This window comes from Prochlorococcus sp. MIT 1307 (genome assembly GCF_034092395.1).
In the GTDB taxonomy this organism is placed as follows: domain Bacteria; phylum Cyanobacteriota; class Cyanobacteriia; order PCC-6307; family Cyanobiaceae; genus AG-363-K07.
The window spans coordinates 1,246,630-1,267,961 of the sequence record NZ_CP139301.1 but is presented as its reverse complement, the minus strand read 5'-3'; the positions used below and the strand labels follow the sequence as shown (position 1 = coordinate 1,267,961).

Annotated in this window: 18 protein-coding genes; 10 read left to right on the top strand and 8 right to left on the bottom strand. The window is 37.9% G+C overall.

What is annotated here, in order from left to right; genetic code table 11:
• Positions 1–355 precede the first annotated feature (355 nt).
• Positions 356–3,034 carry an alanine--tRNA ligase gene (gene alaS / locus SOI82_RS06530; protein WP_320666650.1) on the top strand — a complete coding sequence of 893 codons (2,679 nt, stop codon included), beginning with the start codon at positions 356–358 and terminating at the stop codon, positions 3,032–3,034.
• 6 nt (positions 3,035–3,040) lie between these two features.
• Here the strand turns inward: alaS and speA are convergent, their stop codons facing one another.
• Entirely contained in the window at positions 3,041–4,987 is a 1,947-nt protein-coding gene (gene speA, locus SOI82_RS06525; protein ID WP_320666649.1) for a biosynthetic arginine decarboxylase, read from the bottom strand.
• Positions 4,988–5,134: 147 nt separating this feature from the next.
• Here speA and ndk point away from each other — a divergent pair, with 147 nt between their 5' ends.
• Positions 5,135–5,593, top strand: a complete 459-nt coding sequence (ndk, locus tag SOI82_RS06520) for a nucleoside-diphosphate kinase (RefSeq protein WP_320668366.1) — start codon at positions 5,135–5,137, stop codon at positions 5,591–5,593.
• 63 nt (positions 5,594–5,656) lie between these two features.
• Here ndk and thiO read toward each other — a convergent pair whose 3' ends face one another.
• Positions 5,657–6,769, bottom strand: coding sequence for a glycine oxidase ThiO (thiO, locus tag SOI82_RS06515; protein WP_320666648.1), 1,113 nt, complete (start codon positions 6,767–6,769; stop codon positions 5,657–5,659).
• A gap of 90 nt (positions 6,770–6,859) precedes the next feature.
• On the opposite strand from thiO, the gene gatB reads away from it, so the two are divergent.
• The gene (gene gatB / locus SOI82_RS06510; protein WP_320666647.1) at positions 6,860–8,335 is read left to right on the top strand and encodes an Asp-tRNA(Asn)/Glu-tRNA(Gln) amidotransferase subunit GatB; all 1,476 of its coding nucleotides are present in this window, start codon (positions 6,860–6,862) and stop codon (positions 8,333–8,335) included.
• Positions 8,336–8,341: 6 nt separating this feature from the next.
• Here gatB and coaE read toward each other — a convergent pair whose 3' ends face one another.
• Complete coding sequence (gene coaE / locus SOI82_RS06505; protein WP_320666646.1) at positions 8,342–9,028, bottom strand: dephospho-CoA kinase; 687 nt, start codon at positions 9,026–9,028, stop codon at positions 8,342–8,344.
• On the opposite strand from coaE, the gene argJ reads away from it, so the two are divergent.
• The 3 genes from argJ (at position 8,999) to SOI82_RS06490 (ending at position 11,613) form a co-directional block, all read left to right on the top strand.
• Positions 8,999–10,261, top strand: coding sequence for a bifunctional glutamate N-acetyltransferase/amino-acid acetyltransferase ArgJ (gene argJ / locus SOI82_RS06500; RefSeq protein WP_414153527.1), 1,263 nt, complete (start codon positions 8,999–9,001; stop codon positions 10,259–10,261). The genes coaE and argJ overlap by 30 nt on opposite strands.
• A gap of 140 nt (positions 10,262–10,401) precedes the next feature.
• Entirely contained in the window at positions 10,402–10,794 is a 393-nt protein-coding gene (locus tag SOI82_RS06495; RefSeq protein WP_320666644.1) for a hypothetical protein, read from the top strand.
• 546 nt (positions 10,795–11,340) lie between these two features.
• Positions 11,341–11,613, top strand: coding sequence for a hypothetical protein (locus tag SOI82_RS06490; RefSeq protein WP_320666643.1), 273 nt, complete (start codon positions 11,341–11,343; stop codon positions 11,611–11,613).
• A gap of 293 nt (positions 11,614–11,906) precedes the next feature.
• Here SOI82_RS06490 and SOI82_RS06485 read toward each other — a convergent pair whose 3' ends face one another.
• A complete protein-coding gene (locus SOI82_RS06485) occupies positions 11,907–12,608 on the bottom strand; it encodes an outer membrane beta-barrel protein (protein WP_320666642.1) in 702 nt (233 codons plus the stop codon).
• A 678-nt stretch (positions 12,609–13,286) separates the two neighbouring features.
• On the opposite strand from SOI82_RS06485, the gene SOI82_RS06480 reads away from it, so the two are divergent.
• Both SOI82_RS06480 and SOI82_RS06475 read left to right on the top strand, forming a co-directional pair.
• On the top strand, positions 13,287–13,961 hold the full coding sequence (locus SOI82_RS06480; RefSeq protein WP_320666641.1) for an outer membrane beta-barrel protein: 675 nt from the start codon (positions 13,287–13,289) through the stop codon (positions 13,959–13,961).
• 330 nt (positions 13,962–14,291) lie between these two features.
• Positions 14,292–14,543, top strand: coding sequence for a hypothetical protein (locus SOI82_RS06475; RefSeq protein ID WP_320666640.1), 252 nt, complete (start codon positions 14,292–14,294; stop codon positions 14,541–14,543).
• A 127-nt stretch (positions 14,544–14,670) separates the two neighbouring features.
• Here the strand turns inward: SOI82_RS06475 and SOI82_RS06470 are convergent, their stop codons facing one another.
• The 3 genes from SOI82_RS06470 to SOI82_RS06460 all read right to left on the bottom strand — a co-directional run bounded on the left by SOI82_RS06470 (position 14,671) and on the right by SOI82_RS06460 (position 18,590).
• A complete protein-coding gene (locus SOI82_RS06470) occupies positions 14,671–15,534 on the bottom strand; it encodes a hypothetical protein (RefSeq protein WP_320666639.1) in 864 nt (287 codons plus the stop codon).
• 68 nt (positions 15,535–15,602) lie between these two features.
• Entirely contained in the window at positions 15,603–16,466 is an 864-nt protein-coding gene (locus SOI82_RS06465) for a methyltransferase domain-containing protein (protein ID WP_320666638.1), read from the bottom strand.
• A 1,866-nt stretch (positions 16,467–18,332) separates the two neighbouring features.
• On the bottom strand, positions 18,333–18,590 hold the full coding sequence (locus SOI82_RS06460; RefSeq protein ID WP_320666637.1) for a hypothetical protein: 258 nt from the start codon (positions 18,588–18,590) through the stop codon (positions 18,333–18,335).
• Positions 18,591–18,817: 227 nt separating this feature from the next.
• On the opposite strand from SOI82_RS06460, the gene SOI82_RS06455 reads away from it, so the two are divergent.
• Positions 18,818–19,144, top strand: coding sequence for a hypothetical protein (locus SOI82_RS06455; protein WP_320666636.1), 327 nt, complete (start codon positions 18,818–18,820; stop codon positions 19,142–19,144).
• A gap of 135 nt (positions 19,145–19,279) precedes the next feature.
• Positions 19,280–19,645 (top strand): 2Fe-2S iron-sulfur cluster-binding protein, encoded by a 366-nt coding sequence (locus SOI82_RS06450; RefSeq protein WP_320666635.1) that lies wholly within the window; start codon positions 19,280–19,282, stop codon positions 19,643–19,645.
• Positions 19,646–19,745: 100 nt separating this feature from the next.
• On the opposite strand, the gene acsF is transcribed toward SOI82_RS06450, so the two are convergent.
• Entirely contained in the window at positions 19,746–20,801 is a 1,056-nt protein-coding gene (gene acsF, locus SOI82_RS06445; RefSeq protein ID WP_320666634.1) for a magnesium-protoporphyrin IX monomethyl ester (oxidative) cyclase, read from the bottom strand.
• Positions 20,802–21,332 lie beyond the last annotated feature (531 nt).

Here is a 21,332-nt window from a genome sequence, read left to right as displayed (position 1 = left end):
CTTGAAGTTGGAATGCGCTGCTAAGTAGCAGCAACCACCACTAGAGGGGTTCCATAACTAATGATGCCAGTAGATGAGCTTGCGAGTCAGTTCATTGAAGGTTTATTTCGTGAATATATGATCCAACAAACACATCTTTTAGGCTATAAGCCGTCTTGGGACAGGATCATTGAAGTGATATCGAATGTTATAAGACTCTGAGAAGATGTAGAGCAATTCTTGCAAGGAGGGTGTTCCCTGAGATTGCACGCCTATTTACTCTTACTCATTGGATTTAGTGGGATGATGATTAACTTCTGGACATCTTTAAAGGCCATCATGACTGTTGGATCTTTTTCTTATCTTCAGGTGCGTTATGACCGTTGAACGATCATCGCCTATTGAAATGTCGCAAACTTGGACTGGGGGCCAGATTCGAAATGCTTTTTTAGCGTTTTTTGCTGAGCGACAACATCAGATTTTACCTAGTGCTTCATTAGTACCTGAGGATCCAACGGTTCTTTTGACTATTGCTGGGATGTTGCCTTTTAAGCCTGTTTTCCTGGGGCAAAAGGAGCGGCCGGCAGCTAGGGCAACTACTAGTCAGAAATGTATTCGTACTAATGACATTGAGAATGTGGGTCGTACTGCTAGGCATCACACATTCTTTGAGATGCTTGGAAATTTCTCTTTTGGTGATTATTTCAAGAAGGAAGCAATTCAGTGGTCCTGGGAACTGAGCACTCAGGTATTTGGTCTAGATCCTAAAAATCTTGTTGTTAGTGTTTTTCGAGAAGATGATGAAGCCGAAGTGATTTGGCGTGAAGTAGTGGGTGTGAACCCTAATCGAATTATTCGGATGGATGAGGCAGATAATTTTTGGGCTTCTGGGCCTACAGGACCTTGTGGGCCTTGCTCTGAGATCTATTACGATTTCAAGCCTGAGTTGGGTGATATAGGAATTAATCTTGATGATGATACAAGATTTATCGAGTTTTATAACTTGGTATTCATGCAATACAACCGGGATGCTTTAGGAAAGCTGACACTTCTTGAGAAATGCAATATTGACACAGGTTTGGGTTTAGAGAGAATGGCACAAATCTTGCAGGGAGTTCCTAATAATTATGAAACGGATCTTATTTATCCTTTGATTCAAAAAGCTGCATTGCTTGCAGACATTGACTACAAAAAAGTTGATATTCAAAGAAAAACGTCTTTAAAGGTTATCGGGGATCATAGTCGAGCTGTTACTCATTTGATTTGTGATGGTGTGACTGCCAGTAACTTAGGCCGTGGATATATTTTGAGGCGATTGGTCCGTCGAGTTATTCGCCATGGACGTCTGATTGGTATTGCGAAGCCATTTCTTGTTGAGATGGGGGAGACAGCGATTAATTTGATGGAGTCTGTTTATCCACAACTATTGGAACGACGAGATGTGATATTGCAAGAGTTGCAAAGGGAAGAAGCTCGTTTTTTAGAAACCCTTGAGCGTGGAGAAAAGTTGTTGGTGGATTTACTAAGCGAGAAACCAAGTAGGATTAGCGGAGAAAAGGCCTTTGAGTTATATGATACTTATGGCTTCCCATTAGAACTCACGCAGGAAATCGCCGAAGAAAATAATCTTTCTGTTGATGTTGAGGGCTTTGATAGGGCTATGGCTGAGCAACGGCAACGTGCAAAAGCTGCGAGTATCAGTATTGATCTCACTGTCCAAGATGCGGTTGATCAAATGGCTATTGATTTAGAAAGTACGAATTTTTTGGGCTATGAATTGTTGGAGTCCCGCTGCACAGTTCAAAGGCTCTTAGTTAATGGCAAACCTGCTAAGATAGCTAGTATTGATGATAGTGTGCAGATAGCACTCGATACGACTACATTTTATGGCGAGGGTGGTGGTCAAGTAGGAGATTGTGGAACGTTAGTTGGCGTTGATTTTGGAAATAATAGTGCTTTAGTTGAGATTGAAACGGTTACTCGTAACGATAATGTATTTGTTCATGCAGGCCGCATTACACGAGGAACTTTGAAGGAGGGTGATACAGTTGATTGTCGAGTTGACCATATCGCTCGCCGCCGAGTTCAATCAAATCATACGGCTACTCATATGTTGCAATCGGCTCTGAAACAGGTTATTGATCCTGGTATTTCTCAGGCTGGCTCATTAGTAAATTTTGATCGGTTACGTTTTGACTTCCATGCCCCTAGAGAGATTAATCCTGCTGAATTAGAGCAGCTTGAAAAGCTTGTGAATAGTTGGATTGCTGAGGCCCATCCTCTTGTTATTCAGGAGATGGAGATAGAAGAGGCTATGGCGAGTGGAGCTGTTGCGATGTTTGGCGAGAAGTATGGAGATCTAGTTCGAGTTGTTGATATTCCAGACGTATCCATGGAATTATGTGGTGGTACACATGTTAAGAACACATCTGAGCTAGGTATTTTTAAGATTGTTTCTGAGTGTGGCATTGCTTCTGGTATTCGTCGAATCGAAGCCCTTGCAGGTCAAGGAGTTTTAGACTATTTGCAGGAGAGAGATGGAATAGTGAAGGAACTTGGTGAACGTTTTAAGGTTAAACCAAACCAAATAGTGGGGCGAGTTGCATCCCTTCAGAATGAAGTCAAGTCGACAATGAAGGCTCTTGCAGTAGCGCATGAGGAACTTGCCCTTGTAAAGGTATTGTCATTATCTAATGAGTCAATAACTATAAAGGATAGTCAATATCTAGTAAAACGTCTAGATGGAATTGACGGTAATGCGCTTCAAAATGCAGCTCAGAGTCTAGTTGATAAACTTGGTAAAAATGCAGCAGTAATTCTTGCTGGACAGCCAGATCTTAGTGATCAAAAGAAAGTTATATTTGTTGCTAATTTTGGCTCGCAGATTGTTACTGGAGGCCTCCATGCTGGCCAGTTTGTTGGCTCTATAGCCAAACTTTGTGGCGGTGGTGGTGGTGGCAGATCTACATGTGCTCAAGCTGGTGGTCGTGATGTAACCGCATTAAATAGCGCACTAGATTTCGCGCGCGAAGAGTTTATCTCTGCATTGTCCTGATTGTGTTTAGTCATGTAGGTATGTACTTTCCCTTAGACTTGTTTCAAGATGATCCATAAGGCGTTGTGCATCACTGATTTTTAGGCTGCCATGTTGGATTGCTTCTTCACTTGCTATACGTAACCGTTCGAGTAATTCTTCAGGGTCATGTTCCATGGCTTCTAGAACATCTGATTTTGTATTAGCACGTACTACGTGATCTAATTTATAACTACCAGTATAAGATAATCTGAGATGTACTGAGTTTGTGCTCCCAAATAGATTATGTAGATTACCCATCACTTCTTGATAGGCACCTCCAAGAAACATACCAATTACATATTGTTCAGCTTCTTTAAGCTTGTGCAGTTCTAGTAGTGGTTTAACTTGGCCATTATCAATAAACCGTGCAAGCTTGCCATCGGAATCACATGTAAGGTCTGCAAAATGACCTAGTTGGTTTGGTTTTTCATTGAGGCGGTGTATTGGCATGATTGGGAAGAGTTGTTTGATTGCCCAGGTATCTGGTGCTGATCGAAATATTGATAGATTTGCGTAGTAGGTTGCTGATAGTGCATAGCGAAGCGTTTTGAGCTCTTCGGGAATCAAATCACATTGAGGTAGGCGTTCAACTAGGGCTTTTGCACAAGCCCAGGTAAGTTGTTCAGCAATCGCTCTTTCAGGTAGTCCTAGATACCCGAGTCGAAAAGCAGTTAGTGCATCATCTTTGAATTTAATTGCGTCATTCCATGCTTCTTGAAGCTTTGAACTATCTACGTCAGAAGTTTTGGGTATTTTTTGAATATATTTTAATGTGCCACGCAAGTTCTGAACTATTAATGCTTCGTCATGCTTCGGGGGAGGATCCTCTGCGGGAACTGAGCCTGTACCCAGCACGTTGAAGAGCAAAACTGAAAAGTGACTTGCGATAGCACGCCCACTTTCACTTATTAATGTGGGCATTGGGGTGTTCTTACCTTCACAGCATTCTTTGATTGTTGCTACTACATCATTTGCATAGTTTTGAAGAGAATAATTAGTAGAGGCTTCAGTAGCTGTTTGACTTCCATCGTAGTCGATTCCTAATCCACCACCAACATCAAGGTATCCCATGGGAGCACCAAGACGGTTTAATTCGATGTAAATTTGCCCAGCTTCTTGTAAAGCATCTTTTAGCACTGCAATATCGTTTATCTGACTTCCTACATGGAAGTGGAGTAGTCGGACCTCATGAAGGAGGTTGGAGCTGCGTAATTGTTTGATTGATGTAAGTATTTCTGGAACTGATAGACCAAATTTGGCTTTTTCTCCAATGGAACTACCCCAGTGCCCGCTACTACGACTGGAAAGTTTTGCTCTGATGCCAATAAGTGGTGCTGCGCCAAGTTTTTGGCTGGCTGCAATGATTCGCTCAACCTCATCTGCTTGTTCAATAACTACTATTGGTTGACGACCTAGTTGACGTGCAAGAATAGTTGTCTCTATATATCGCTTGTCTTTATAACCGTTGCAAATTAGTAATGCTTCTGGATCGCTAAGAAGTGAAAGGGCGATTAGCAGCTCTGCTTTACTGCCCGTTTCCAATCCAAAATGCCATCGGCGTCCACATGCTATTAATTCTTCAACTACGTACCTTTGTTGATTGCATTTGACGGGAAAAACCCCTTGGTATCGCCCTTTGTAATGGTATTGAGCAATAGCTTTCTCAAAGGCTCCATGCAATCGAGTCAGTCTATCTTCAAGAATATCGTCAAATCTGATGAGTAGAGGTAGTTTCAAATTTCGGCTTTCTAGTTCTTTGACTAGCTCCATGAGGTCCAGTGCCCTACTTTGCTGACCGTTTGGATTTACTGTTATATGGCCAAGTTCGTTGATGGAAAAATAATTATTTCCCCAACGATCAAGTCCATAGAGGCCAGAGCTGTCTGTGACAGTCCAATTGTTTTGATTGTTCGCGAGGTTGTCTGTCGTCAAGACCTAGAGCGGAGGGTAAGTATTGAAAATTTGTTGGACTTTAGGCGAAATAGATAAAAGCCAAGGATTTTGACAAGTCAAACTTTTGATGACTTGCCAAGTGGGCCACTTCCAGATGACGATGGCTTTATTATTATGTTTTATTTGATGGCTGCCGAACGCACTTTCATCGCGATCAAGCCCGACGGGGTACAACGAGGCTTGATAGGTGAGATTTTGGGAAGATTTGAGCGTAAAGGATTCAAGTTAATTGCTTTGAAACAATTGATTCCAAGTCGTGAATTAGCAGAAAGGCATTATGGAGTGCATCGAGAACGTCCTTTCTTTTCAGGTTTAGTGGATTTCATTACTAGTGGGCCTGTGGTGGCAATGGTATGGGAAGGTGATGGAGTGATTGCGAGTGCAAGGAATCTAATTGGAGCAACAAAACCTTTAGAAGCCAATCCAGGAACTATTCGTGGGGATTTGGCTGTAAATATTGGTCGCAATGTTATTCATGGATCAGATGGCTTGGAAACGGCGGCTTTTGAGATAGGTCTTTGGTTCGATTCTTCAGAACTTCATGATTGGGTTCCTTCTGATCAAAGCTGGCGTGTTGAGAGTTAACTCTGCTGACTGTTCTTTATAGGTTGCGGTTGGCTTGGTATGTATTGACTATGGTTTTGGTTTTTATTTTTGTTCAAATCTATTCCATCTAAATTGAGTAATTAGCTCGTTTTCCTTGCGGCTGAGTTTGATTTTGCAGATACTTTTTGCAAGCAGTTCAGCTGTTATACCAGCAAGAAGTACACCATTGCGGTGATGGCCTGTTGCAAGCCATAAGCCTTTTAAAACAGATGATCCTAATAATGGACCTTCATCTGGACTGCAGGGTCGGAATCCCCACCACCGTTCCATTTGAGGCCATTGATTTGCAGCAGGTAGTAGAGCTGTGATGCCTTGATGGAGCTGCAGCTGTCCGGAAGGCGTTAGGCCTTCTTGAAAACCCGCCTTTTTTTCACTTGTAGCTCCAATTACGATTAATCCGTCTTCTCTTGGCACTAAGTAGGTGCCTGGTCCAAACAGAATTCGTTTCAGAGCATTTTTGGGCCCTTGTAGGGATAACATTTGGCCTTTTACAGGGACAATTGGTATTGCCTTAAAGATTTGCTTACTCCATGCTCCGCTGCAGAGAACGGCTTCTTTCGCTGGTAGTAATTGCAATTTACCTTCTGCGTTTCGGACCTTTACCCCTTTAAATTCTTTTTCGTTCTGCAACACATCAAGAACTTCAACACCTTCTTGAAAATGCACTCCTAGCCCAACGCATGCTTTCTCTAGAGCTCGCATTAGTCGACGACGATTGTCGATTTGTCCATCTTGATTGAAGAGCAGACCTGTTTGCCATTGAGGTGCAATGCCAGGAACTTCAATTTCTAACTCTTGCCGATTCAAATTGTTCCCAAAAGTGGCAGTGGGATGTGCATCTCTTGCCTCTGGGGTGCAAAAAGGTACAACTATTCCACAATGCTTGAGGCCGCAATTAATTCCACTATCTTGTTCTATGTTTATAACCCATTGTGGTATTCGATCGAGACTCAACTGTCCTAGCTTGAGTAAATTTCCTGTAAGGCCTTCAGCATGCGGAGCGAGCATCCCTGCTGCAACGAATCCGGCAGCTTCACTTCTCCTGCGGCTAAGGATTTCGACACAACGTCCTCTTTTGGCTAATTCATAAGCAACTGCTAGCCCAATGAGTCCCCCACCAATTATTAGTAATGGCTCTTTGGCCCTGGAAGCCATCTTTTTGGTTCTTATAATGCCTTTTAGTCCAGCTTATCGATTGTGGCTGGCAAGTTATTCCATAGGATTCATTAATCTATTTGTATTGTGATGTCAGGATCTAAGAAAGCTTGGGAACCTGTAATTGGACTGGAGACCCACGTACAACTTGGTACTGATAGCAAGATTTTCACATCAGCTTCTACCATCTTCGGTGATGACCCCAACACCCATATTGACCCTATCGTTTGTGGGCTTCCCGGTACTCTTCCAGTACTAAACGCAAAGGTACTGGAATTTGCGGTTAAGGCTGCTATGGCATTGAATTTGCACATTGCAGAACACAGCAAATTTGATAGAAAGCAATATTTTTACCCTGATTTACCAAAGAATTATCAAATTTCACAATTTGATGAACCTATTGCAGAAGATGGGTGGATTGAAGTAGAGGTTGCAGAAAAGGGTAAGGAGACCTATTTAAAGCGTATAGGCATTGAGCGTTTGCATATGGAAGAAGATGCAGGAAAATTGGTTCATGCAGGAAGTGATCGTCTTGCAGGTTCTACTTATTCGTTAGTTGATTACAATCGAGCTGGCGTTGCATTGGCTGAGATTGTTAGCAAACCTGATTTGCGATCAGGTAGGGAAGCTGCGGAGTACGCTTCAGAAGTACGTCGAATTATGCGTTATTTAGGAGTATCCGATGGCAACATGCAGGAGGGTTCCCTTCGTTGTGATGTCAACATTTCAGTTAGACCAGGTCCTAATGCACCCTTTGGGACAAAAGTAGAGATTAAGAATATGAATTCATTCTCTGCGATACAGAAGGCTTGTGAGTATGAAATACAACGTCAAATCAAGGCCTATGAGGCTGGTGAATCTATTAAGCAGGAAACTCGCCTTTGGGATGAAAGTAAGCAACTTACTAAGAGTATGCGTTCAAAAGAAGGCAGTAGCGATTATAGATATTTTCCAGATCCCGATTTAGGACCTATTGAAGTGAGCAAGGAACTGCGTGACAGTTGGTATGCAGAATTGCCAGAGCTGCCAGCGGCGAAACGACATCGTTATGCAAATGAGCTAGGCCTGTCGCCTTATGATGCTCGAGTGTTGACGGATGAACTGTCAATGGCAACTTATTTTGAGAGTGTTGTAGCAAAAGGTGTGGAGGCTAAAGCAGCATCTAATTGGATTACAGGAGATATAGCCGCTCATGTAAATGCAAACCGATTGAGTTATTCACAGTTGCCGTTCCAACCAGAACAGCTAGCTGAAATGCTGCAGATGATTCAGGATGGAAAAATTAGTGGAAAGATAGCGAAGGAGATTTTGCCGCAATTGCTTAAACAAGGGGGTTCACCAAATGCAATTGTTGATGAACTAGGATTGGGAATGATTAGTGATATTGAAACTCTAAGTGGGATAGTCGATAAGGTGCTTTCTGCTCACCCTGATGAAGTACTAGCTTTTCGTGGTGGGAAGAAAAAACTCCAGGGCTTTTTTGTTGGTCAATTGATGAAAGAAACAGGAGGAAAGGCAGACCCTAAATTGGCAAATCAAATCCTTAGTAAGAAGCTTCAGGCTTAATCATTGCTAACAGAGTTGGTTTACCTTTGCTATCCATTTTTGGAAATCTCCTTGGTTGTCAATGACCACATCAGCTAGGCCTATCTTTTCTTGTAAAGGCCATTGACTTTGAACTCTTTTTAGGGCTTCATCACTACTAATTCCCTCTCGTTTCTGCAGCCTTAAGCATTGTTGATCGGTTGTGCAATTGATGACCCAAACTTCACTGCAAAGATTATTAAATCCTGCTTCAAATAATAGTGGAACTATTAAGACAATAACAGGAGAGTTTTTCATTCTTTCTAGTTCTTTAGTAAAGTGCATATGTACTATTGGATGTATTAGCTCTTCAATCCAAAGACGTTCATTTGGATCGCTAAAAATAATTTTGCTTAACGCTGAACGATTAATGCTTGGTTGATGGTTTTGTATTTGACCTGCTACTGCATTGCCATACCGCTCTAAGATCACCCTGGTCGGGGTTTTCCCAGGGGCTAGGGCATTGTGTGCATATAAATCTGCATCAAGAATTGGAAAGCCTTTTATTTCTTTGAGATATTTTCCAACACTGCTTTTTCCGCTTGCGATACCTCCTGTGATTCCGATGCGCCGCTGTGGCCCATTCCATCGATGTAGAGATTTTTGATTGTGAATTTCGCCGATCATGGCGCAGGATAAGGAAGGATTCAGTTGCTTTTGGAAAATTTGAGCCATTCCACCACTTCTTTATGGTCTCCCATCTCCGGTGGAATAACTACTCCCAGTGGTTTTAAAGCGTCTGGTATTAAAGCAGGCTTGAAAACTTCAGGCAAACCAGATTTGGCTTTATTGCTTGCTCCTGAGGGTGCTGTTTGTGCAGGAACTTTTACCAAGTCTTTTGTGCGAGCTGCTTGCATTGATCTATGTATTGATCGTTTGAAGGCAAATCTTGGACATGCACGAGCCGTTTTAATTAATTCAGGGCAAGCAAATGCTTGTACTGGCAAACGTGGCTTGATAGATAGTGTGCGTGCAACCGATGCTCTTGCTGAGCTGCTTGGGGTGACGTCAGAAGAGGTTTTGATTTGCTCGACTGGTGTCATAGGTGAATCAATACCTCTTGAGACCTTACTTTTAGGCCTAGAGAGGCTTGTGCAAGAGCTGAGTGATCTTGGGGGCTCTGCCGCTGCTAATGCCATATTGACTACTGATTTAGTAGAGAAGCAAATTGCTTATGAAGCCTATTTAGATGGTCGATGTGTACGAATTGGGGGTATGGCTAAAGGATCTGGCATGATTCATCCCAATATGGCGACAATGCTCGGTTACCTTAGTTGTGATGTAGGGATCTCTTCAGATTTGTGGTCGGCAATGATAGAAAGAGTGGTCGACCGGTCCTTTAATTCGATAACTGTTGATGGAGACACTAGTACTAATGATGCTTTCCTTGCTTTTGCGGCTGGCTCTCCATTGCCTCGTGAGCATTTAGAGACTTTGGAAGTTGGATTAACATTAACATCACAATATTTAGCTAGGGCAATTGCGAGAGATGGTGAAGGAGCTAATTGTTTATTAGAGGTCAAAATCCTTGGTACTGAGACTGATTCTGAGGCTCGCATAATTGCTCGTACTATTTGTAGCTCTGCTTTAGTTAAGACAGCTATTCATGGTAGTGATCCAAATTGGGGCCGGATAGTTGCAGCAGCAGGTAGAGCGGGAGTCTATTTTCCTCAAAAGGCACTTTCTTTGTGGATTGGTTCCTATCAGTTAATTCAAGATGGAGAGCCTTTGGCATTTGATCGAACTGCAGCATCTGCTTATATGAAAGAACGTAAGGAGGGAGCGTATTTGAGGGATGATTCAATATCAATTTGTTTAAAAGTAGGAAATGGCCTTGGAGTTGCGACGGTGTGGGGGTGTGATTTATCAGAGGAATATGTACACATCAATGCCGATTATACAACGTAACCCCAGATCCCCTGTGCTGAAAGGGTTTTGAAGGATTAATGTTTTCAATATACCACTTTTATACCGATTTTGTTGCTTGTGCTTTTTTAGGTAGATTTCTTTATTGGACGCATTAAAATAAAAAAATAGCGAGTGAGAATTTGACTGATCAAAAACAAAACCCTGTCATGACAGTTTGTTGGACGTTGTTTGTCATCGCTTTATTATGGCGCTTGTTTCCATCAGAAAAGTCTTACCAACCCTCGCCTCGAGTACAAGTAACTCCTAAAGTTGTCCTACCATCTCCAGGTCCAGGGTTTAAGAGTTTCCAAGAAGTACTCAATATGGAAATAAATAATATAAGAAATAGTCCTACTGCAATAAATGCTATGTGCTATAGAGCAAAACAATCTAATCAAACTTTAGGTAGAAGTTATATGGATTATTTGAATCAAAAAATTCAAGAGAATCTAAATAATAAAAATATAGACATGGTTGTTCGGTATACAGCAGATAAGCAACTTTTCCCTACTTACTGCCCAGGTACATATTAAAGATTGATCAAATATCAACAAAGGTCTCGAATTCTCTTTATGGTAATTTGTTCTTGTTTCTATTTTGATTGCTTCAAATAATTGTGTTTCTTTATTGATGTTTATCTAAGAGAAATATCCTTTCTTAATTGTTATCTACATGAGTTGCTCATATACCACTTTTATACCGGTAGTTCTTCTATGACTGGGTTTTCAGCGACTGAGAAGACGATATACCACCAATATACCGGTAATTCACTTCCTGAGATCCATTGCTGTCACTGGGTTTTAGTGTCTATATCAACATCAATGCCGACTACACTACTTAAAGTGTGATTGTCTAAGTTCCTTTTATATGCAGTGGTTTTGGAGGGTGTGTAATACGCATCTAGAAAGAGTGCGACCATTTTGTGATTTTTCTTCTTTCCAGAGCGTGATTTATATATTTCTATAGGGGTGAATACATATTCACCCCTATAGAAATTTTTGATTAATTGGAATTCTATTCCTCATTGGAATCACCAATTGATACCTAGAACTATAAGAAGGTGTAATTAAGTTAATTCCATGACTCCCTTTAAATTATTTTTTGCATCAAGCATTTCTATTGTTGGAATTATGGGCATAATTCCTTCTGCTTATGCAGGGTATACATGTTCTCATAATGACTTTCTAGGAACAACATCTTGTTCTGGATCAATCAATGGACAGAGCGTAAATACAACTACTACTCATAATGAGTTTCTTGGCACGACTACAACAACAGGTACTGTTGGTGGAAGTTCTTATTCTGAGACATGTTCTCACAATGAATTTCTAGGAACAACATCTTGTTATTAATTCTTTTGTGAAAACGAAGCATCTCAAAAAGTTTATGTGATTATTTTTTGACTCAGTGTGATTATTATGTGATTATTTCCTATTGTCTCTACTCGAGTAGTGGCAAGGGGTTTAAAGGATGTTGTATATCAAAAAAGCGAATGTTGTATATAAATGCCGATTACACAACCTAATAGTGTGACAACCCAAATCCACTGGCAGGACTAAATAGTTGTTTATTTTTTATACGCACCTTTAGTAAATGTGACAACTATGTGATATTAATGCTCACCTTTTTATAACCCAGAATGCTTTTAAAAACGATATCTTATGCCTAAATTAACTCCGATATCTGTCAAAGGATCGTAAGAATTTGAGGCATACTTGAATTCATCTGTTCGTGTAATTACACCCTCAAGAAAAATATCAGTTTTTTCGTTTGCGAGATAAGAAGCACCAATTTTGCCGTGATAAGCAAAAACATCAACATCATCATCAGCAGTAGTGAGTGTTCCGCTAGATGTTGTTTCAGTAATGTCTCTGATCACAAGATTACCAAACCCCAAACCGCCGCCAAAATAAGGTTTAATACGAGAGGAGGTTTTGAGGTCGTAATAAGCACTGAGCAGATATAAATGAGCATCAACAGAACCACTTGCTGATGTTGTGCTTCCGAGGTTGCCTAGATAAGCGCTTTTTAATTCATTGTCGATTAATTTGTAAGTTAGTTCTGTTCTAATGTTTCCAAAATCATAACCAAGACCAGTTTCTATTCCATAACCTCCATCAAACTGATCGATTATTGTTTCACCCTCAGTTACTGAACTATCCGGACCTGCTTTTGCTTTTTCGTTCTGAAGATGATGATAACCGACACCGACAGTTAAATAAAAACCTTTATCATCATCTTTGTTAGCACTTCCATTAGACGGCAGGACATCTGCGAGTGTTGGACTTGCAGTTGTGGTTAGAAATATTCCTGTGCACAAAGAGACAACTTTGCTTGTAATTGACATCTCTAAAATTTACTAACAATCGATTGTCTCCTAGATGCTTTAGATATTCTAGTGGTCAATGATTGAACTGGTTTTCTAATGCAATGTATGGTTCGTCTCATTCCGCAAGTGTGACAACACTGAATGCCCACTGTGACAACTGTGTGATAAATATCCCTTGTTTTCTGTGCTCCCAATGACTTGGTATGACTGACTTCTAAAAAAGGTTTGTATTACACATCCAAAAGATCTGTATAAATGCCGACTATACAACTTGATTGAAATCCCTTGTCCTGCAAGGGGTTTGAGGCTTATTTATTTATAATATACCGCGCTCACACAACTGGATTCGAACATATTATTTTCTCAATAATATTTGATCATCTTAACACAAATTGATCTAGCTGCTTTTAATATTTCGACTCTGGAAAGTGTCGCCCATGATTCTGTAATGCTTTTAGGCCTTCTAAAAATAAACTTTAACTTTTGAGTTTAATTTTATATATGAGCAGTTCTCTAATTTCACGAAATAAATTAGTTGCATAAGCTTGAAGCTTAATTAAATGGATAATTAGTAGGCTCTTTAAAGCTAAAATTTTTTAATATTAATCCGAAGGGACGCTGAGATTAGTGGCCTTCGAATTCTTTCCATTCCTTAAGCCTTGTGTAAATTGATACTTGAAATTGTTGAAATTGTAAGTGAAAAATCAGGCTAGTCGTTTCATTTGCGCTGGTATTATCTCTTGTACTTGCATTGTGAATCCTGCATTAGCTGAGGAGAGTAATACCAGAAAAGGTTTTTACTTGTCTTCTGGTATAGGCAAGGCTCATTATCAATCAAGTGAAATCAATTTTGATTCTTCTGATGTCTTTGGTAATTGGGAATATGAAAGCAATGATTGGCAGTTTAAATTTGGAGTTGGTTATGACTTTGGAAATATAAGAACCGAATTTGAATATGGGAAAGACACTTTTGAATATGAAGACTATAGTCAAAACGGAGCAGATTCAACGGCTACTGGAGATTTAGACTTAACTACAAAGTCAATTCGTGCTTTTTACGACTTTAATTCCAACTCTAAACTTTCACCTTATGTTGGATATGGCTATGGAAAATCTACATATAAAAATAAAGGAGGTACAGCTGCTGGGGATACAACAAAAATCCACACAACCGATATGGATAGTCAACAGTTAATAATTGGAGCAACATATGAATTAAATCAGAGATCTGAAATTTATACTGAATTAAGCTATGAAGTTACTGATAACTTTAGAATAGGACAGAACGTACATACAGCTAACCACAATAGTTATAAACAGGATGGCTTTGAAAAAATTGCAATGTTTACAGGCCTTAGATATCGCTTTTAGTTTTATTCTTAATCGTTTTATACCGCTTTTATACCGCGGTATTGCAATAACTGGGTTTTGAGCTCCCAGAAAATATTTATACCGCGAAATACCGCCTGTCAATCAATTGATAACCCAGTAATAGCCTTGATTTTGCTCTTATGTACACATAAATGCCGACTATACAACTTGATGGAAATCCCTTGTTCTGCAAGGGGTTTGAGGCTTATTTATTTGTAATAAACCGCTTTTATACTACTTGTTTTAACATATTCATGTATTTCTTTTCCTGAGTAAGGTTAACGAGGAGATGTATGAGAAACTTATAGTCATTATTTAATAGACTTTCAGATGAATCCTTTGATTCGAATACTTTTAGGAATAGGGGCAATTGGATGTGGAGTATTTAGTGGAACGAATTTTTATGAAGCATCCAAAAGTGATGTCTCTAATCGTTGTTGGTATGACAATAAAGATGGAGAGATAAGGAAACCTGCTTGTTCTTTACCGATGCAACAAGGAACAGTAGGAACAGTGGCTTGTCTGGTTCTTCTTTGTGGATCAACGTGGGATCTTAATAAAGAAAAGTCAGAGAATAACTAAGGTCTATAAATAAGCAGTTTCGCATTTAGTTGTATTGATTACATAATAAATTTATTTTTTGATTATTAGCTATTGAATATTTTTAGATTATTTATGTCATATGAACTTCTTTACATAAAAAGAATCTTTATTTTGAAGCTTCTATATAGAGACTAAAACATGGAAGCTTCGCATCAAATAATGGTATATCTCTCATCGCAGGACTTTTGGACTGTCCGAACCTACTTTTGTAGACTGTTGAGAAGCCAGCGTTGCTTAAATAATCATATAGCTTGGTATAGTTAAGCCAATTCATATTACTTGTTGAACTTTTGACTTGAGAACTAATTAAATCAATCAAAAAATCAAAAAATCTTTCCTTATTCATTTCTTTATACGCTTTCCTAATTGTGCTTCCTGTCTTCGAATCAATCTTTAAATTATTGGGTTTATTTCCTGAAATAAATGAAGTAATCATTATTTCAAAAAAATATTCATTCTTTTCGAATGAATATTTTCTAGGTGAGATAATTTCAAAGAAATCTATTCTCTTTTCCTTATATGCTTCATAGGCAAGATCTGCATCTGGTACAACTACCCTAAAAATTCCTTGGCTGGATAATGCCTCATAAATATGACCTAAAAGTGACTCTAATAATGCATGAGGAATTAATTGAAGAAAATGAGAAGAATATGCCAATTTATAGGTATTTGGAAATTCTTGTATGTTTGAGAAATTATATTCTAAATAACTAGATAGAAATTTATGCCTCTTATCAGAATAAGGCACTAGACAGTCCCATTTGGGATGATAAAAATTATTATCTGGAGCTATATTTATATAATGATCCTTACTTTTATAGAGTTTATACCTATCAGACTCATTTCTATAAATCCAGCGATCTATAGAAAATTTGCGCAAACGCTTGTATGGCATTATCTTATCAAAGAAAAAATTAGCTAGTATCTTTGCTTTTCTTTTAATTAATTCTCTGCTTAGAATATTTAACATTTTGGCTTTATTTTTATTAATTTTAACATGTTACTTGATTGATCTGTTAGGTGAAATTCAACTTTAGTTTATTTTACTGCCTCTATATAAAGAGTCATACATGGTATAAACTCATCGAACAAAGGAACATCTCTCATTGCTGGACTTTTAGATTGGCCATATGCACTTCTATAAACTTTAGAAAAACCTTTATCTATAAGTAATTTCTCCAGCTTAGTATAATTAAACCAGTTGACATGGTCTTGCCCATCCTCAACATTACTATTTATTCCTGAAATCAACAAATCAAGAAACTCACTTTTGCTCAAGATTTTGTGAGCTTTACGAATGCTTTTAGCAAGAGCAGGAGTGAACTCCCATGTTTTAGATGTAGCAAAACAATGTAAGAGAAGAAATTCAAAATAATATTCTTTATCAACATTAATACCACTTTTAGCAATCTTATTTTCCCAAATTTGTAGAACATCATATCTTCCTTCAGAGTAAGCTTCGTAGCCTAAGTCAGCATCTGGTAGAGTCATTCTCAAGATACCTCCTGGCTGCATTGAATTAAATATATTATCTATAAACTTTTCACTTGACTGTTTGGGTATATGTTCAAATACATGAGAACAATATACAAGCTTATATAAACCTGGAAGAGGTTTTTCAAGTGTAAAGTCCCATGGAATATAATTCGGGAAGATTTTGTTCATTCCATTTTTATAGAAATCTAAGCAAGTCCATCTTGGATGATAGAAAGTTGAACCAGCTCCTAAATTTATAAACTTATCTTTAGAAGAGTAATTGCGATATCTTAGTTTGTCATCATTGTAAAATGCGTTATCGATAGATGATTTCTTATATGTCTTCCATGGATAATATATATTGGAAAAGTAATAATTGACCTTTACTTTAGTTTCTAAAGCTAATCTTAGTAAACTATTGAGCATATTTATAAACTCTTTAAAATGAAATTATACCATCTCTTTGATTCTTCATTAATTAGCGCGCTTAAAATATGATTGATGAGTTTCAAATATTAATTAAACTTCCTATGCCAGTTGCTTTTTTTAAATATGAGACTATCATGTTAGTGATTTTTCTCTTTCTTAATGTAGACATTGTGATACTAAGTTGTGTATAGCAAGGTTAATAATATTTTGCAAGCCCATATCTTTTATTTACTTATAGACAAAAATTTTAATTTCTTAGATTTATAATTACTGTTGATACAGCCCTTGAACATTGCTAATTTTATATCTTAATGTTTTTATTGATCTACTCATCCCGCTAATGTGTTATATTGCTATTATATTTTAATCCATAGCTTTACAATTTTATTAATTTCTTAGATGTTATTTTCGTTCCGATTGCGTATTAATCATATTTAAAAAGATGAATAATCCATTAAAAGATCCGCAAAAGAATCCATTGAAAAAATTCTACGAGAATTTCTGGGTCCCTGTATTTGGTCGTATATTATTTTTCTTCTCATCTTTTATTGAAGGAGAATTACCACAGGAGAAACAGACCTTTGATTTACGTGATAAGCCAAGGAAGTAATTTTTTCTTGCCTTTACCAAGATTAAAGACATTCGCTGATCAATTGATATTGCTAAACTTTACTAATTAGTTCATTAGAGAATTGTCTTTGATAAGCATTTTCTTTTGCTTATGCCTCTTTGAGCTCGAATTTTTCTGGTAATGAAGCACTTTTATTTTTAGTTTGTATCTTTTAATAGTTGCCTCGAAAAATAATTTTGCCACTACACCTTGCTTTATATGTAAATTGCGTAAAAATTAAGGAATCTAGACCATGTTTAATCATGGAGTTAAATAAACTTTTGGACAGTCTTCAATTTTTGGAGGGACTCTTAGATCCTATATCAGTAAAATTCAAACAGGAATTTGTCCGTTTTGGAAAATCTAATTCTTGGCCATATCTTTTTCTTGCTTTTTTGATCCTCTCAACAAATTCAGCTTATGCTCAGATTAAGCCATCAGAAAATAATTCCATTAAGACTACAGCTAGACAAACATTTTCAGTCGAATTAAGGGAATTTAATAAGCAATTAAGTCTCCTTGAGAAGACTATTTTGAAAAATAAAAGTTAGCATATAGCTAAGCATCACCATAATTATTGTGCACTCAAATTTAATGGGATTTATATTCTCTTGTTCTTGTTTAAAACAATAAAATATCCGAGCAGGATTAAAGCAAATAGTGGGAGGAGAAAAATTGTTGCCATGATACCCATCATTGTAAGCCAGAGTGCAAAAATAATAGTTACCCCTAAACCTATAAGTTTTAACAAATTCAAGATCTGCTTAGACCAATACTTTCCAGTTAATTTATCTAATTTTATTTGGAGAGTCCTTCTTTCTTGGTATAGGTGCAATATCTTTTCTCTATGCCACGAGGCTGAATTTTGAATATTTGACCAGTAAGCTTTCTTTTGCAATTGATCAATCCAATTGTTATTTCTAGATAGAGCGATTTTGATGCCTATTGTTTGAGCGCGTATAAGTTCAGATGTTGCGTTTGATAGTGATGCATCTACTTTTTCTATTTCTATTTTAAGCTTATTTATTAGCTCCTCTTTATTAGTAAAAGTCTCTAGCTTTTGTAAAGAGTAGACATTTGAATTTTTTTTGAGAAACCAGTTCTTCATAAAAGATAGTATTAATAGACATTTAAATCAGATTTTATAGAGGTAATCAGCACATTTGGTTCAAGACTTTTATCTACCGTGGGAGTCCGTATAGGAGAAATTGAAGATTAACAATATAGGTTAATTTGTTAAGGCTCCATTGATTTTATTTTGCTTTAGTAGCAGTTGGATCTGGCAGGATGAAGGGTGGACAATCATTCAAAGATGATTTTCCGTAAACTGCATATTCTTTATAACCACCCATTTTGCCATTGGTTTTCATTAGGGCACTCGTAAATACCATAATTAAAAATACTGTTGGTGCACCAATAATTAACGCTCCACCAAAGAGGTACCCAATTAAAAATTCTGCGAAACTATGATTTCCAAGAAATTCATGAGTTCCAAGAAGAAAGTTAATCATGTTCAGTTCGCATCCTTTTCTTAATCATAGTTCATGGTCCCTGATGCATCGCTCGGCAGAAGACGGCGCTTTCATCTTCGGCAATATAGATCCTTTCTTTAGATGGTGTCTAAAGCCTTTTGATGGGTCTAATGAAGGTGAGTAAACCAGACAATTTTGTGCTGAAGTATATAGTTGGAGTCTTTTCACCTTGGCGAACTAAGATTCAAACATATTAAAATTTTTTTATGTCAGAGGCCAAAGCTCTTCATGTCCTCATAGCCCCTGTTGGTCAGTTGAGTGCCAATGGTCAATTACGTGAAACAGTTAAGGAACGGCGGAAAAAACGTGGGCCTAATGTTCCTTTTTGGTACCTTTCTCCAGAACTCGTAAAAAAATTTGACTTACCTGGCACTGGAGTTGAAGCAGTCGTCGCAGAAGATCTGACGGCTATTAATTGGCTGAAGTTAAGATTTGGTGGTGAGAGTTCTATAGTACAAATTGATTTAGATTTGTTGCGCGAATATGCAACAGACTTACCCCCATTACCAACCCATAGAGATATAAGTGAGTAAATAGATACTGCTTGACTGACTAGTACCCAGTCAAAAGAATGATTTGCTTATAAAGAAGGTAATTTTTGATATTAATGTCTTTATCCAGGTAGATTTGCTTGAAAAGCACATTTAAATCAAGTAAATCCCTTTCTCATGAAGTCTCTACATAAAGTCACTATCCACTATAAAAAAGCTGGTCGAACTATTATTTTTGATGTTCCAGAGGGAGAATATATTCTACGCAGCTTCGAATCGCATGGAGAGCAATTGCCCTTTTCTTGTAGAAATGGCTGTTGTACAACATGTGCAGTAAGAGTTTTATCAGGAGAAATTGATCAAACTGATGGAATTGGCCTTTCAACAGAAATGATTTCTAAAGGCTATGCGCTCCTTTGCATTGCAAAAGCTATTGGACCTGTTGAGGTTGAGACTCAAGATGAAGATGAGGTTTATCAACTACAATTCGGTAAGCATGTGGGAAATCTAGATAGTCACATAGGTAGCCCATTTGATATATAGTTTAATTTCCAAACAGGATTAATCTCAATAAATTATTGTAATTGAAATTTTGAAGCAGTAAGAATATAAAACTTTATTCATTAGGTTCTTACTCTAGTTATTATCCATACCTAACTGCATTTGTTTTTTCCATAGGTAATGCAAACTGACGAATAATTAATGAAACAAATTTGGAGAGAGCTACTGGCTTTGCTAGTCCAGAGCTATTTCTCCAATTGCGGAATGCATTTAAAATTTGAACACGCATCTTGAGGAACTTTCCATCCTCAAACTTATATACCCAAGGAAATGCGTTACGCGTAGTGTTGTTGGTTTGGATTATGACCTCTTCATCAAAGAGAACAGGATCAATGCCTAAAAGCTCGTAGAAATCTCCTCGTTCGCAAACAGTGAGAGTGTGAGTTAGAAAAACACTCCACAGGAAAAAACGGCTTAATAATTTGCCTCGAAACCCTTTGGTCATACCTGGCCAGCAGCGCATCATTAGATTGATGCAGTCACCATGTCGGTTTTCGTCTTGGCACCAAGGCTCAAAGAAGTCAAACAAAGGAGCACAAGCTTTATCTGGATTAGCCTCGAGGTGCCTGTTGATCAAGATGTAGCGCCAATATCCAATTTTTTCTGACAGATATAAGGAGTAGAGCACCCAGCTGAGTGGGAAAAATGTAGCAGCTCGCTTATTTCCTAAGTTTGGGAGGTCTACATTGATTCCTTCTGCTTTTAGGGCTCGGCCAAGAAAACCAGCATGTCGTGCTTCATCTCTAGATAAAAATTGAAAAAACTCACCTAACTCTTTTCTCCCTGCCTTTTTAAATCGATTTGATATCTCTTTAAAAAGCAAGAAACCAGAGAATTCAGATACTACAGAACGGACCAAGTAGCTCTCATATACAGCCTTATCAGAGGGTGACAGTTCATTCAAGCGATCGAGTGATGCCTTGCGATCGAAATGCTTGAGGTTATAGTCGGCCTCCATTTCTTTGAACATTGCTTCAAAATCTTCTCTGGCAATGTCCAGATCTGTTTTGGCTGCCTTTTCGAATTCGGTTGTATAAAAACGTGGTGTTAGGAGATTCTCATTGAGATGAGGGGGAAGATCATTTTTCCCAGGAGTAGTATTGTTAGTAGCTGGGGCAGCAGAAGCAGTTGCTGTCATTGCCTTTATCTAAACCAGTAGCTGATTCTACGCTTGACCTAGTGGAATTTGATGGTTTTGCTAAGGAGAATGAAGTTTTGAAAGCATTTTTTACTTAATTCATTCAAAATTTGGAATATATGGATTAGTAGATATCTTGTTTGCCAGAAAATGCCTATATTGCGTGGAATGTGCTTTTATTTATACTCAAGAGAGCTAAAGTAAATTTTTTTCTTGGAATAAATTAAATTTATTGATCACTATGATATAAATTTGTGTATGCACGTCATACTTGCACGCCTGCTTGATGTTCCTTCCTTTAATTTCGAAATCTTAGATTGGCTTTAAAGTGCTATAAACCTATATAAAAAGGCTTTTATGAAGATAATAGATAATTAGTTTGGGCTTATGTGGCTCGTCTTTTTAGAGAATAAGTTAGACTAAAGGCATATTTAATTAACAATCAATCCTAGCATTGATACTGCATAGAAAGAGAAGAGTTTATGTGTTTAAACTTTAAATGTAAAAAAATATTTTTTTGATCTGCGGCTC